The organism is Streptomyces sp. HUAS YS2 (assembly GCF_033343995.1).
GTDB classification, from domain to species: domain Bacteria; phylum Actinomycetota; class Actinomycetes; order Streptomycetales; family Streptomycetaceae; genus Streptomyces; species Streptomyces solicathayae.
In genome coordinates this window covers 2,704,661-2,717,821 of sequence record NZ_CP137573.1, presented here as the reverse complement: position 1 = coordinate 2,717,821, position 13,161 = coordinate 2,704,661, and the positions used below count along the sequence as shown (strand labels likewise).

Annotated in this window: 12 protein-coding genes; 6 read left to right on the top strand and 6 right to left on the bottom strand. The window is 72.6% G+C overall.

Going from position 1 to position 13,161, the window contains the following annotated elements; genetic code table 11:
* Positions 1-19 precede the first annotated feature (19 nt).
* From R2D22_RS12160 to R2D22_RS12145, 4 genes are all read right to left on the bottom strand, one after another.
* The gene (locus R2D22_RS12160) at positions 20-1,114 is read right to left on the bottom strand and encodes a HAMP domain-containing sensor histidine kinase (RefSeq protein WP_318103116.1); all 1,095 of its coding nucleotides are present in this window, start codon (positions 1,112-1,114) and stop codon (positions 20-22) included.
* Positions 1,111-1,848 carry a response regulator transcription factor gene (locus R2D22_RS12155; protein ID WP_318103115.1) on the bottom strand — a complete coding sequence of 246 codons (738 nt, stop codon included), beginning with the start codon at positions 1,846-1,848 and terminating at the stop codon, positions 1,111-1,113. The genes R2D22_RS12160 and R2D22_RS12155 overlap by 4 nt, the downstream gene beginning before the upstream one ends.
* Positions 1,849-1,959: 111 nt before the next feature.
* The gene (locus R2D22_RS12150) at positions 1,960-2,628 is read right to left on the bottom strand and encodes a spermidine synthase family protein (protein WP_318103114.1); all 669 of its coding nucleotides are present in this window, start codon (positions 2,626-2,628) and stop codon (positions 1,960-1,962) included.
* A 311-nt stretch (positions 2,629-2,939) separates the two neighbouring features.
* Positions 2,940-3,305, bottom strand: a complete 366-nt coding sequence (locus R2D22_RS12145; protein ID WP_318103113.1) for a zinc ribbon domain-containing protein YjdM — start codon at positions 3,303-3,305, stop codon at positions 2,940-2,942.
* 115 nt (positions 3,306-3,420) lie between these two features.
* Here R2D22_RS12145 and lon point away from each other — a divergent pair, with 115 nt between their 5' ends.
* A complete protein-coding gene (gene lon, locus R2D22_RS12140; protein WP_318103112.1) occupies positions 3,421-5,823 on the top strand; it encodes an endopeptidase La in 2,403 nt (800 codons plus the stop codon).
* A gap of 117 nt (positions 5,824-5,940) precedes the next feature.
* On the opposite strand, the gene R2D22_RS12135 is transcribed toward lon, so the two are convergent.
* Positions 5,941-6,774 carry a lysozyme gene (locus tag R2D22_RS12135; protein ID WP_318103111.1) on the bottom strand — a complete coding sequence of 278 codons (834 nt, stop codon included), beginning with the start codon at positions 6,772-6,774 and terminating at the stop codon, positions 5,941-5,943.
* Between the two features lie 210 nt (positions 6,775-6,984).
* Here R2D22_RS12135 and R2D22_RS12130 point away from each other — a divergent pair, with 210 nt between their 5' ends.
* Entirely contained in the window at positions 6,985-7,470 is a 486-nt protein-coding gene (locus R2D22_RS12130; protein WP_318103110.1) for a MarR family winged helix-turn-helix transcriptional regulator, read from the top strand.
* Between the two features lie 34 nt (positions 7,471-7,504).
* Here R2D22_RS12130 and R2D22_RS12125 read toward each other — a convergent pair whose 3' ends face one another.
* Positions 7,505-8,308, bottom strand: coding sequence for a protein phosphatase 2C domain-containing protein (locus R2D22_RS12125; protein ID WP_318103109.1), 804 nt, complete (start codon positions 8,306-8,308; stop codon positions 7,505-7,507).
* Between the two features lie 352 nt (positions 8,309-8,660).
* Between R2D22_RS12125 and R2D22_RS12120 the strand changes: the two genes are divergently transcribed.
* The 4 genes from R2D22_RS12120 to R2D22_RS12105 are packed head-to-tail and all read left to right on the top strand — an operon-like array spanning position 8,661 to position 13,120.
* Complete coding sequence (locus R2D22_RS12120; RefSeq protein ID WP_318103108.1) at positions 8,661-11,543, top strand: sensor histidine kinase; 2,883 nt, start codon at positions 8,661-8,663, stop codon at positions 11,541-11,543.
* Positions 11,540-12,022: a roadblock/LC7 domain-containing protein gene (locus tag R2D22_RS12115; protein ID WP_318103107.1), complete on the top strand. Its 483-nt coding sequence runs from the start codon at positions 11,540-11,542 to the stop codon at positions 12,020-12,022. Before R2D22_RS12120 ends, R2D22_RS12115 begins: the two co-directional genes overlap by 4 nt.
* Positions 12,019-12,435 (top strand): DUF742 domain-containing protein, encoded by a 417-nt coding sequence (locus tag R2D22_RS12110; RefSeq protein WP_318103106.1) that lies wholly within the window; start codon positions 12,019-12,021, stop codon positions 12,433-12,435. The genes R2D22_RS12115 and R2D22_RS12110 overlap by 4 nt, the downstream gene beginning before the upstream one ends.
* A complete protein-coding gene (locus R2D22_RS12105; protein ID WP_411977011.1) occupies positions 12,416-13,120 on the top strand; it encodes a GTP-binding protein in 705 nt (234 codons plus the stop codon). The genes R2D22_RS12110 and R2D22_RS12105 overlap by 20 nt, the downstream gene beginning before the upstream one ends.
* Positions 13,121-13,161: the final 41 nt, after the last annotated feature.

Genomic DNA, 13,161 nt, shown 5'->3' with positions numbered 1-13,161 from the left:
TTCCGGTTCGAACCTTACGTCAACCCTGCGCCTGAAGGCCGCCCGGAAGGGTGACCCTGATGCGGCACCCGCGTGACGATTCGGCCACGCCGATGCCGCCGCCGTGCAGATCCACCGCCCAGCGCGCGATCGCCAGGCCCAGCCCCGTGCCGCCGTCACTGCCCTTGCCGGCCTGACCGGGCACCACGCCCCGGTTGAAGCGCTCGAAGACCCGGTGCCGCTCCTCCTCCGGGATGCCGGGGCCCTCGTCCTCGACCTCCAGCTCCAGCGAGTCCGACACCGGGCCGCGCCGGGCCCGTACGGTCACCCGGCCGTGCGGCGGGGAGTGCTTCACCGCGTTGTCGATCAGGTTCGCCATCACCTGGTGCAGCCGCTCCACGTCCGCGTGGGCGGTGAGCTCGGGCGGCGACACGTCCAGGTGCAGATGGACGTCCGTGCGGTTGTGCAGCCCGGACGTGGAGGAGAGCCCGCGCTGCGACGCGGCCAGGTTGGCCTCGCGCAGGATGCCCGCGAGGTACGGCCAGACCTCGAAGCGCCGCGCCTTGAGCGTGACGACACCGTTGTCGAGACGTGACAGGTCCAGCAGCGTCTCGACCAGCCGGCCGAGCCGCTCGGTCTGCTTCAGGGCGGAGCGCATGGTCTCCGGATCGGCCTCGGAGACGCCGTCGACCACGTTCTCCAGGACCGCGCGCAGTGCGGCGATGGGCGTCCGCAGCTCGTGCGAGACATTGGCGACCAGCTCCTTGCGGTGCCGGTCCTCCGCCTCCAGGTCGTCCGCCATGCGGTTGATCGTCCCGGCCAGGCCGCCCAGCTCGTCGCGCCGGTCCGCGCCCCGCACCCGGCGGCCGAAGTCGCCGCGCGAGATGGAGCCCGCGACGGTGGTCATCTCGTCCAGCGGGGCCGTCAGGCCGTGCGCGACGAACTGCGTGATCAGCAGCGTCGCGATCATCGCGAAGATCGTGATGTAGCGGAACTCGGTGGACGTCCGGATGGCCACCAGGGCCAGGCCGGAGGTCAGCAGGACCGCCCCGACGACCAGAGCGCCCAGCTTGGTCTTGATCGAGATCACGATCCGGCGCCGGGGGCGCGCGGCGGGACGACCCGGGCGGGTCATGACGCCGGGGTCTCCAGCGCGTACCCGACGCCGTGCACGGTACGGATGCGCTCGGCGCCGATCTTCCGGCGCAGCGCCTTGATGTGGCTGTCCACGGTCCGGGTGCCGGAGGCGTCCGCCCAGTCCCACACCTCGGCGAGCAGCTGCTCGCGGGAGAGCACGGCGCGCGGGGTGTTCGCCAGGCAGACCAGCAGGTCGAACTCGGTCGGGGTCAGGTGGACGTCCTCCGCCTTCACCCGGACCCGGCGCTGCGCGTGGTCGATCTCCAGCTCGCCGAGCCGCAGGATCCCGCTGCGCGGGGTGACCGCCGCCAGCGCGGCCCGCTCGACCCGGCGCAGCAGCACGTGCACCCGGGCGGCCAGCTCCCGCATGGAGAAAGGCTTCGTCATGTAGTCGTCGGCGCCGACGCCGAGCCCGACCAGCATGTCGGTCTCGTCGTCCCGCGCCGTGAGCATCAGGACCGGAACCGGCCGCTGGGCCTGGACCCGGCGGCAGACCTCCAGGCCGTCGAAGCCCGGCAGCATCACGTCCAGGACCATCAGGTCCGGCTGCCACGCCTCGGCCGCGTCCACCGCGGCCGGGCCGTCGGTCGCGGTCTGGACCAGGAAGCCCTCGGCCCGCAGCCGGTTCGCGACCGCCTCGACGATCGTCGCGTCGTCCTCCACGACCAGGACGCGCCGCTGCGCACCGGGGGTGGCCGCCGCACCGTTGTGAGTGGTGTGTGTCTGCTCCATCGCCCCGCCCCTGTCGCGTTCCCGCGTGTTCCGTCGTTCGTGCCGTCGCTGTTTGCGGCCGTGATCCGTACGTTGTCGGTCAGCAGCGTAAAGGCAGTCGCGGCGTCCCGGCTACGCAGGTCGTACGCCGAGGTGCACCACGTCGGGAACGCCTCGGGCAACGCGGATCTCTTCGGTTCTTACCCCGCTGAATCCGGCATTCCGCAACGACTTCTCGAAAGCGGAGGACGGCTGCGCGGACCACACGGCGAGCACGCCGCCGGGTGTCAGTCGATCCTTGCATGCGTCAAGTCCGGCCGGAGAGTAAAGACTTCCGTTGTCCTCGGTGACCGTCCAGTCCGGCCCGTTGTCGATGTCGAGGCAGAGCGCGTCGTACGTCTCCGTGCTCGTGCGCAGGTGAGCGACCAGATCGGTGTGCAGGATCCCGCTGCGCGGATCGGCCAGCGCCCCGGCGGAGAGCTCTGCCAGCGGGCCGGTGCGGTGCCAGTCGATGACGGCGGCCTCGCGCTCGACGACGACGATCCGGCCCCAGCGCGGGTCGGCGGCGGCGTGCGCGAGCGAGAAGCCGACACCGAGACCGCCGATCAGGACCGAGGGCGCGGTACGGCCGGCCGGCAGCGCGTCGCGGGCCGCGTCGATCAGCAGCCGCTCGGAACGTCCGTCGGACGTGTCCATCAGGAACGTGCCGTTGGCGATGATCTCGAAGTGCTCGTCGCGCCGCCGCAGCACGATCTCTCCGTACGGTCCTTCACGGCGGTCGAGGGTGACGGGGCTGGACATGGTCCCTCCGGTACTCGCGTGCACGGTCGGCTCGGCCATCCTCGCCGCACGGCGACGGGCGGGACAAACGATTACCGCCGGATTCGGCCGCGCGGGGCGATCGCCGGCCGGACGTCGTCCTACGCCCCCTCGGCGGCCTGCTCGGCGGTCTCCTCGGTGGGCTGCTCCGCGCAGCCGGCTGGTCGTCACGGGGAGGGAACGCGCCGCGCCCGCCGGAAGGTCGCACTCAGGCGGGCGCGGCGGTGGCGGGATGTCGCACGAGGGGCGCACACGTCGTCCGTGTGCCAGCCGCGTGCGCCCGGCCGCGGAGGTCAGGCCTTCTTGACCACGCCGGACTTCAGCTGCATGTTGCCGAAGCCCTCGATCCGGCAGTCGATGTCGTGGCCGTCGACCCCGTCGACGAGACGGATGTTGCGCACCTTGGTGCCCGCCTTGATGCCGTTCGGGCTGCCCTTGACCTTGAGCGTCTTGATCACGGTCACGGTGTCGCCGTCGGCCAGCACGTTCCCGACCGAGTCGCGGATCACCCCGGCCTCGGCCCCGGCCACCGCTCCCTCGCCGCCGTCCGCCGCGGGCGTCCACTCGTGGCCGCACTCGGGGCAGACCAGCAGGGCGCCCATCTCGTAGGTGAAGGCGCCGGAGCACTCGGGGCACGGGGGGAGGAGGTTCTCGTTCACCCCGAAATTCTAGGCTCCGAGCGGGATCGCTCACAGCGAACAGCCCCCGGGGAACAATCCCCCGCCCACGTGCATTGAGTCGGCATAGCTCAACTTGACTGCCGAAGGGGAGATCATGGCTTCGACGTCCACACCGCTCACTCTGCCTGTGCTGCCGCTCGACGACGAGGTCGTGCTGCCCGGAATGGTGGTGCCCCTGGACCTGTCCGACACCGACGTGCGCGCCGCGGTCGAGGCCGCGCAGGCCGCCGCACGCGCCGGGGGCCGCAAGCCGCAGGTGCTGCTGGTGCCCCGGATCGACGGCACGTACGCCGCCACCGGTGTGCTCGGCACGGTCGAGCAGGTGGGGCGGCTCTCCGACGGCGACCCCGGCGCGCTGATCCGCGGCCGCGGCCGGGTCCGCATCGGCGCGGGGACGACCGGTCCCGGCGCAGCCCTCTGGGTCGAGGGCCTCACGGTCGAGGAGATCGTGCCCGACCCGCTGCCCGGTTCCGTCACGGAGCTGGTGAAGGAGTACAAGGCGCTCGCCACCAGCTGGCTGAAGAAGCGCGGCGCCTGGCAGGTCGTGGACCGGGTCCAGGCCATCGACGACGTGTCCGCCCTGGCCGACAACTCCGGGTACTCGCCCTTCCTGAGCACCGAGCAGAAGGTCGAGCTCCTGGAGACCGCCGACCCGGTCGCCCGGCTGAAGCTCGCCACCGCGCAGCTGCGCGAGCACCTCGCCGAGCAGGACGTCGCCGAGACCATCGCCAAGGACGTCCAGGAGGGCGTCGACAAGCAGCAGCGCGAGTTCCTGCTGCGGCGTCAGCTCGACGCCGTCCGCAAGGAGCTGCGTGAGCTCAACGGCGAGTCCGAGGGCGACGAGTCCGACGACTACCGCACCCGGGTGGAGGCCGCCGACCTGCCCGAGAAGGTACGGGAGGCCGCCCTCAAGGAGGTCGAGAAGCTGGAGCGGTCCAGCGACCAGTCCCCGGAGGGCTCCTGGATCCGCACCTGGCTCGACACCGTCCTCGAACTGCCGTGGAACGAGCGCACCGAGGACCGGTACGACATCCAGGACGCCAAGGCCGTCCTGGACGCCGAGCACGCGGGCCTGGAGGACGTGAAGGAGCGCATCACCGAGTACCTGGCCGTGCGCAAGCGGCGCGCCGAGCGCGGCCTCGGCGTGGTCGGAGGCCGTCGTGGCGGTGCCGTACTGGCCCTCGTCGGCCCGCCCGGCGTCGGCAAGACCTCGCTCGGCGAGTCCGTCGCGCATGCGATGGGGCGCAAGTTCGTCCGCGTCGCGCTCGGCGGCGTACGGGACGAGGCGGAGGTCCGCGGCCACCGGCGTACGTACGTCGGCGCGCTGCCCGGCCGGATCGTCCGGGCGATCAAGGAGGCCGGGTCGATGAACCCGGTGGTCCTGCTCGACGAGATCGACAAGGTCGGCTCCGACTTCCGCGGCGACCCGGCCGCGGCCCTGCTCGAAGTCCTCGACCCGGCGCAGAACCACACCTTCCGCGACCACTACCTGGAGGTCGAGCTCGACCTGAGCGACGTCGTCTTCCTGGCCACCGCGAACGTCCTGGAGGCCATCCCGGAGGCGCTGCTCGACCGCATGGAGCTGGTGCGGCTGGACGGCTACACCGAGGACGAGAAGGTCGTCATCGCCCGCGACCACCTGCTGCCGAGGCAGCTGGAGCGGGCCGGCCTGGAGGAGGGCGAGGTCGTCCTGGAGGACGCGTCGCTGCGCAAGCTGGCCGGCGAGTACACCCGCGAGGCGGGCGTCCGCACCCTGGAGCGGTCGATCGCCCGGCTGCTGCGGAAGGTCGCGGCGCAGCACGAACTCGGCGACCGCGAGCTGCCGTTCACGGTCACCCCGGACGACCTGCGCGCGCTGCTCGGCCGGCCGCACCACGTGCCCGAGTCCGCTCAGGACCCGGCCGAGCGCCGCACCGCGGTGCCCGGCGTCGCGACCGGTCTCGCCGTCACCGGCGCGGGCGGCGACGTCCTCTTCGTCGAGGCGTCGCTGGCCGACCCGGAGACGGGTGCGGCGGGCCTGACCCTGACCGGGCAGCTCGGCGACGTGATGAAGGAGTCCGCGCAGATCGCGCTGAGCTTCCTGCGGAGCCACGGCGCGGAACTGGAGCTGCCCGTCACCGGCCTGAAGGACCGGGGCGTGCACATCCACTTCCCGGCGGGCGCGGTCCCGAAGGACGGCCCGAGCGCCGGCATCACCATGACGACGGCGCTGGCCTCGCTGCTCTCCGGCCGCCTGGTCCGCACCGACGTCGCCATGACCGGCGAGGTCTCGCTGACCGGCCGGGTGCTCCCGATCGGCGGCCTGAAGCAGAAGCTGCTGGCGGCCCACCGCGCGGGCATCACGACGGTCGTGATCCCGAAGCGCAACGAGGCAGACCTGGACGACGTCCCGGCCGAGATCCTGGAGAAGCTGGAGGTCCACCCGGTGACCGACGTCCGGCAGGTGCTGGAGATCGCCCTGTCCCCGGCGGAGGTTCCGGTGGGCGTGGCGGCCTGAGCCGCGTACGCCGGAGCGGGGCGCCCTTCGCGGGGCGCCCCGCTCCGGCATACCGGACGGCCCTCCCGGTGTGCCGCCGCACACCCGGAGGGCCGTCGTTCGCACGGACCGCGTCGGTCAGCCGTTCGCCAGCGCCTGCACGCGGGAGTAGTCGCCGTTGAAGTGGTTGTGGTCGCCGACCGTCGGGCCGGACGAGGTGTACTGCCACATCGTGTAGTAGCCCCAGCCCGCCGGGAGTTCGCCGACGGTGGAGGCGTAGCGCGCGATCCACAGCGGGTTCGTCGTCGCGAAGCCGCCGTAGTTGCCGGTGCACTGCTTCCACCAGCTGGTCGCGGTGTAGATCACGGGGTCGCGGCCCGTCCGGTACTTGTACCGGTTCACGAAGTCGCGGATCCAGGTCACCATCCCGGACTGCGTCTTGCCGTAGCAGGTCGCGCCGTACGGGTTCCACTCGATGTCGAGCGCGCCGGGGAGGGTCTTGCCGTCCCGCGACCAGCCGCCGCCGTTGTTCACGAAGTAGTCCGCCTGCGTCGCGCCCGACGTCGTGTCGGGGGTCGCGAAGTGGTACGAGCCGCGGATCATGCCGACGTTGTAGGAGCCGTTGTACTGCTGCGCGAAGTAGGTGTTCTTGTAGTACGTGCCTTCCGTCGCCTTGACGTAGGCCCACCTGACCCCGCTGTTCCACAGGGTCGACCAGGCGACGTTGCCCTGGTGGCTGGAGACGTCGACGCCCTCGGTCTGGGTGGCGAGGGTCGAGATGCCGCCGGCGGGCTTTCCGCCCCGGCCGTCGTGCTTGACGACGCCCATGCCCATCCAGGCGGTGCCGCGGTCGGGCACCTGGGCGGCGCTCGCCGCGCCGGGCAGGGTCAGGAGGAGGGCCAGGGCCGCGAGTAACGCGGTGACGACGGCGGAGCGGCCGCTGAGGGTCTTTCCGGATCTGTGCACGGGCATTGCGTGCCTCCGAAAGGCTGGGTGGGGGGACGTACGACATGTGCTGGGTGTGGACATGTCATGCAGGACGCTACGCACGTAGACCCCGTCGACGGAAGAGGGCCTGGGTGCTGCCGATGGTCTACGCCTGCGAAATACTGGGGGAGCTGCGGCGATGTCCGCGACTGAAGGAAACTTTCATCGACCGGAAAGCGCGCGAGGGGTGCTGACGTGCACGGAAGCGGTACGGGGAGTGAAGTCGACCCCACGGCCGGGAATGGTGTGGACCAGGAATTCCTGGCGCTGGAAAGGGAATTGGCCGTCTTCCTGCGTCGGGCCCGTGCCTCCTCCGGCGAGATGGCCCGCGAGGTGCACCCCGAACTGGAGCCCGCCGCGTACGGTCTGCTCGTCCGGCTCGACGACGCTGGCCCGCAGCGCGCCACCGAACTCGCCGCGTACTTCGGCGTCGGCAAGGCGACGATGAGCCGCCAGCTCCGCGCCCTGGACGACCTCGGGCTGATCGTCCGCGACCCCGACCCGGCCGACGGGCGGGCCTGGCTCGTCCGGCTCACCGACGAGGGCCGGGACCGCTTCCGCCGGGTCCGCGACGCGCGGCGCGAGCGGTACGTGCGCAAGCTCGCCGACTGGGACCGCGGCGAGGTCGCCGAACTGGCCCGGCTGCTGCACCAGCTGAACACCCGGGCCGAGAACGCCTGACGGCGGCCGGGGCGCGGCGGCGAGTGGCCGCGGGCTACAACTCCGCGTACACCGCCGTCGCGTCGTCGTGCGGCTTGCCGCGCCGCACGACTCCGCCCGCGCCCGCCCTCGTCGCCGCCGCGTCGGCTGCCGTCTCCAGTGCCCGTACCCGGTCCACGAGGCCGCGCGGGCCCTCCGCCGCCAGCAGCGCGAAGCACTCCACCCAGTCGCCCGCGCCGAACCGCTCCACCCAGCGGGCCGCGCCGTCCGTGAGCGCCGCCAGCGCCCGTACCTCCGCGCGCGACACCGTGCCGGTGACCGCCCGCTCCGCCACCGCCGGGTCCGCGGCGGCCGTGAAGAAGCCGCCCTCCCGGTTGCGCAGCCGGTCCGTCGCCTCGTGGGAGCGCAGGATCTCCGGCGGGACGCGGTCCAGCCGGTCGTCCCGTACCGCGCGCACCGCGCCCGCGGGCGACTCCAGGAGCAGCACCGAGTCCGACAGGACCAGGTACTCGACGGTGTCCGCGTCCCAGCGGGCCAGGGCCACCGTCGCCTGCGGCGTACGGACGTGAGAAAGGTCACAGGATTCGCGGTGCGCGTCCGCGGTGCGCCGGATCCCATACGACAGGATCGCGGGCAGTGTCATGTCCCTTCGCGAACCGGACAGTTCGGTCAGAGCGCCCCCGAGCCGGGCGGTGAACCAGGGCACGCCGTGCACACAACCGTCATCTCCGGCCGGCGGGGTCACCCCGTCCAGGACGACCACCGCGCCGCCCCCGCCGGACGCGGGCAGAACTGCGGCCGCCCAGTCCTCGTTGGGGCGTTCGGGGCTGCCGGGGAGGGAGACCAGATCGGTGCGCATGATCCCAGTCTGCATGAGTCCTTCACACCGCCTCCCGAAAGCCGAAATTGGCCTGAACCAGGCCTCGGAGGGGCCGGAAGTCAACGGAACCGGAACGTCCGGGAAGCTGCGGGCGGGCATCCTGCCAAAGCCCGCCCGGAAGATCCAACCGGCGCCCCGAAAGGCACCCCAATTCGCCTCCGGGGGAGTTGTTCGACAACTCGGGAGTGTTGTTCACTCGTTCGGGTGGCGGAGTGGCCGATGCGCGCCCCCTTCCCATAAGCACTGGAATGGTCGGAAGCCGTACCAGGGGTGGGGGCGCTCTGCTGTGTGACCGGTCGTCACCTCTGCTTCATGGGCGGACGAGTCAAGAATGCGAGCACCGGTGCAGAAGAAGCGGCCTGGGAGCAAGAACGGCACGCGCGAGGAGACCCCCGGTGACCCGCAGGCTCCGGACAAGGGCGCCCGGCGGCCCGTTCGCGTCCGCACCCGACTCGTCGGCGGCGTCGCCCTCGTCTCCCTGACCGTCCTCGCGGCCGGAGCCCCGGCCGTCCTCGGCGCCTCCGCCGAACTCAAGGACGCCCAGCAGCTCGTCGACCTCGCCGCCCTCGACCGACAGGCCGTCACCCTCGCGCACTCCCTCGCCGACGAACGCGACGAGGTCGTCGCCTACGTCGCCGCCGGCCGCGACGAACAGCGCGGCCCCGCCAAGAACAAGCGGAAGATCACCCCGGCCCGAGCCGCCCGCGTCGACCGGCAGATCGACGAGATCCGCCCCGACGCCCCGGCCGACCTCCGCCACGACCTCGCCGCCGTCAGCTCCGTACGCCGCTCCGCCCTCACCGGCAAGGGCACCGCCCTGGAGGCGTTCAAGGCGTACACCGACGTCATCACCAAGCTCCAGGCCCTCGCCGACCGGCTCGCCGAGCGCACGCCCCCGGAGATCGCCGAGGCCACCCGCGCCCCCGCCGCCCTCGGCCGCGCCGTCGAACAGGCCTCCGCCACCCGCGCCCTGCTCCTCGCCGACCTCGCCGTGCCCGAGCCGAAGGACGGCGGGTCGCACTTCGACCCGGCCACGGGCACGATGGTCCCGGACGAGAACGAGGACGCCGCCGCGGCCGACCGCGCCCGCACCGCCCTCGGCGCCGCCGCCCAGCAGGCCCGGATCCGCGAACTCACCGCGCTCGCCGACTTCGACCAGGCCGCCAGCGCCGAGGGACGCGACTCGCTCGCCACCAACGTCACCGGCCCCGAGGTCAAGCAGGCCGAGAACTACCTGGCCAAGCTCACCGACGACGCCGAACTGACCCGCTCCGAGCGCCGCACCGACCCGGCCCGCCTGGACGCCGCGCTCTCCGCCCGGATCGAGCAGCTGCGCGGCGTCGAATCCGCCTTCGCCACCGCCCAGGTCCAGCGGCTCGAGACCGTACGGGACGACCAGCTCACCGCCCTCGAACTGCGCATCGGCCTCCTCGGAGGCTGCCTGCTCGTCGCGATCGGTGTCTCCGCCGCCGTCGCCCGCACCCTCACCCAGCCGCTCGCCGTGCTGCGCATCGGGGCCGCCCGGCTCGCCGCAGCCCCCGAGCCGCAGTCGGAGGAGCCGGTCCGCTACACCGGCCGCAACGACGAGTTCGCCCAGGTCGTACGGTCCCTCAACAGCCTGCAGGGCAAGCTCGCCGGCCTCGCCGGACAGGTCGAGCGGCTCGACGGGGACCGCGCCGACCTGGCCGGCGCCCGCGAGGTGCTGGCCGCCGAACTCACCGCCCGGCGCGCCGAACTCCAGGAACAGACCGCCCTGCTCACCGCCGAGCTGGAGCAGCTCCGGCACACCGTCCGGCACACCTTCGTCAACCTCTCGCTGCGCACCCTCGGTCTCGTCGAGCGCCAGCTCGGCGTCATCGAGAAGCTGGAGGAGCGCGAGCAGGACCCGGACCGGCTCGCCACCCTCTTCAAGCTCGACCACATGGCCACCGTCATGCGCCGGCACAGCGAGAACCTGCTCATCCTCGCCGGGCACGAGCACATCCACGGCCACCCCGGCCCGGTCCCGCTGGTCGACGTGCTGCGCGCCGCCGTCAGCGAGATCGAGCGGTACGAGCGGGTCACCATCCAGTCCCTGCCGCCGCACGCCCAGATCGCCGGCTTCGCCGCGGACGACCTCAGCCACCTCGTCGCCGAACTCCTGGAGAACGCCACCGCGTTCTCCCCGCCGGACGCCCAGGTCCAGCTCTCCGGCTGGCTCCTGGAGAGCGGCGAGGTCATGCTCTCCGTCCAGGACGAGGGCATCGGCATGACCGAGGGGCGGCTCGCCGAGCTCAACGCCCGGCTGGCCGAGCCCGACCCGGAGGACTCCGACGCCGACCTGGAGGGCGAGGGCCTGGGCATCCGGGTGACCGCCCTGCTGGCCGCGCGGCTCGGCGTCCGCGTCCAGCTGCGGGAGCAGAAGCAGGGCGGCGTCGCGGCCGTCATCGTGCTGCCGCAGCCGCTGCTGCCGGACGCGCCGCCGGCGGCCGTACCGCCGCCGGTCCCGGTCGCGGGCGGCCCGGCCCCGACGCTCAACCTGCCCGGCTCGGTCGCGGAGGCCAACTCCAACGCGCTGCCGGAGCGCACCCGCGACCCGCTGATCGCGGCGGCCGAGCAGGCCGTCGAGGCGGCGGAGCGGGAGCAGGCGGAGACGCCCGCAGCACCGGAGCCAGAGGCCACGGAGCCGGAGGCGCCCGAGGCGGAGGCCGTGTCGGAGGCGGAGCCGGAGACGGATGCCGAGGCCGGTGTCCCCGAGGAGTCGCGCGCCGAGACCACGCTCCAGGTCCGCCTGCCGCTCGCGCCCGAGGCGGAGCCGGAGTCGGAGTCGGAGTTCGAGCCCGCGTCGGACGCGGAGCCCGAGCCGGAGGCCGTACACGTACCCGCGCCGGCACCGGCCCCCGAGCCGGAGCCCGAGGCGCCCGCGCCCAGCCCGTACGCGATCGGCCCCGACGCGCACGAGCGCGCGGCCGAACCGTACGAGACCGTCGCGGACGCCCCCCGGGTCACCGACAAGGGACTGCCCAAGCGCACCCCGCGGGTACTCCGGCAGGCCGACGCGCCCGTGCCGCGGCAGGCCGGCGGCGTCGACGCCGAGGCCCTGCGGGCCCGGCTCGGCGGGTTCCACCAGGGCGCCAAGGACGGCCGTCGCGACGTCGAGGCCGAGATCGCGCGTACCGAAGAAACAGGCACAGGGGAGTCGGCGGGGGACACAGTCGAGGAGGCACGCAGTTGACTGCGACCGGAACGTTCGGACTGAGCACGGAGGCCCGCAATCTGCAGTGGCTGCTCGGCAACCTCGTCGAGGAGGTGCCAGGGCTCCGCTCCGTCGCCGTCGTCTCGTCCGACGGCCTGCTGCTGCTCTCCTCCGACCCGGCGGTGAACGCCGCCCCGGCCGCCGCTCCCCGGACCGGCGGACCGCGCGGCTCCAGCGCCGACCTCGCCACCATCGTCTCCGGCATCGGCAGCCTCACTGTGGGCGCCGCCCGGCTGATGGACGGCGGCGGGGTCAAGCAGACCATGGTGGCCATGGAGGACGGCAGCGTCTTCGTCATGTCGATCAGCGACGGCTCGCTGCTCGGCGTGCACGCCGCCCCCGACTGCGACATGAGCGTCGTCGCGTACCACATGGCGCTCTTCGTCGGCCGCGCCGGACACGTCCTCACCCCCGAACTCCGCAGCGAGCTGCGCAAATCGATGGAGAGCACCAAGTGACGTCCGCGTCTGTCCCGCATCCCCGGAAGCTGCCGGTCCGAGGCGACGGACGGCGCCCCGCGCGGGTCCGCCCGTACTCCCTGACCGGCGGCCGCACCCGCTTCGGCCACGTCCTGCTGGTCGAGACCTTCGTGGCGGCGCTCGAGGCGCCCGAGCCGCGCAAGGAGCTCACCAGCGGCGGGATCGGCGCCCGGCTCATGCCGGAGCTCCGGGCCATCGTCGAGATCTGCCGGCGGATGCGTACCGTCGCCGAGATCTCGGCCCTCCTGAAGATGCCACTGGGTGTCGTCCGAGTGCTGCTCAGCGACTTGGCCGACCAGGGAAAGATCCGTGTGTACGGGACCGGTCACGGCACCGGCCAGCCCGACCGCGCGCTCCTCGAAAGGGTGCTGAGTGGACTCCGTCGTCTCTGACGTCACCGCCGATCCGGTCCTCACCGGAATACCCGCGCAGCCCGACGGGTCGTCGTCCGAACCGCAGTCCGGTCCGCGGTCCGGTCCGCTCCCGCAGTCCGAGGAGGGTGCCCGGGACTGGCAGCTGGACCACACCCGCGCCCCGATCGCCACGAAGATCGTGGTCGCCGGCGGCTTCGGCGTCGGCAAGACGACGTTCGTCCGGTCCGTCTCCGAGATCACGCCGCTCCAGACCGAGGCGCTGATGACCCAGGCGAGCGAGGAGACCGACGATCTCTCCGCCACGCCCGGCAAGCTGACCACGACCGTCGCGATGGACTTCGGCCGGATCACCCTCGACGACGACCTGGTCCTGTACGTCTTCGGTACGCCGGGCCAGCAGCGGTTCTGGTTCATGTGGGACGACCTGGTGCGCGGCGCGATCGGCGCGGTCGTGCTCGCCGACACCCGCCGGCTCACCGACTGCTTCCCCGCGCTCGACTACTTCGAGAGCTGCGGTCTGCCGTACGTCGTCGCGGTCAACCACTTCGAGGGGACCGAGCTGTTCGAGGCCGAGGACGTCCGGGAGGCCCTGACGATCCCGCCGCACGTGCCCGTGGTCGTCATGGACGCGCGCAAGAGGTACAGCGTCGTCGAGACACTGCTCGCCATGGTCGGGCATGCTCTCGAGGCCACCCCCGAATAGCCGTCACCCCTCCGCACACCACGCACGCTCTAGGAGACTCC

Bases quoted from the DNA above. Each gene is read 5' to 3' on its own strand.
- R2D22_RS12120 (WP_318103108.1), top strand. From the start codon at position 8,661: ATGCGAGCACCGGTGCAGAAGAAGCGGCCTGGGAGCAAGAACGGCACG.
- R2D22_RS12160 (WP_318103116.1), bottom strand. From the start codon at position 1,114: ATGACCCGCCCGGGTCGTCCCGCCGCGCGCCCCCGGCGCCGGATCGTG.
- R2D22_RS12125 (WP_318103109.1), bottom strand. From the start codon at position 8,308: ATGCGCACCGATCTGGTCTCCCTCCCCGGCAGCCCCGAACGCCCCAAC.
- R2D22_RS12150 (WP_318103114.1), bottom strand. From the start codon at position 2,628: ATGTCCAGCCCCGTCACCCTCGACCGCCGTGAAGGACCGTACGGAGAG.
- R2D22_RS12155 (WP_318103115.1), bottom strand. From the start codon at position 1,848: ATGGAGCAGACACACACCACTCACAACGGTGCGGCGGCCACCCCCGGT.
- R2D22_RS12135 (WP_318103111.1), bottom strand. From the start codon at position 6,774: ATGCCCGTGCACAGATCCGGAAAGACCCTCAGCGGCCGCTCCGCCGTC.
- lon (WP_318103112.1), top strand. From the start codon at position 3,421: ATGGCTTCGACGTCCACACCGCTCACTCTGCCTGTGCTGCCGCTCGAC.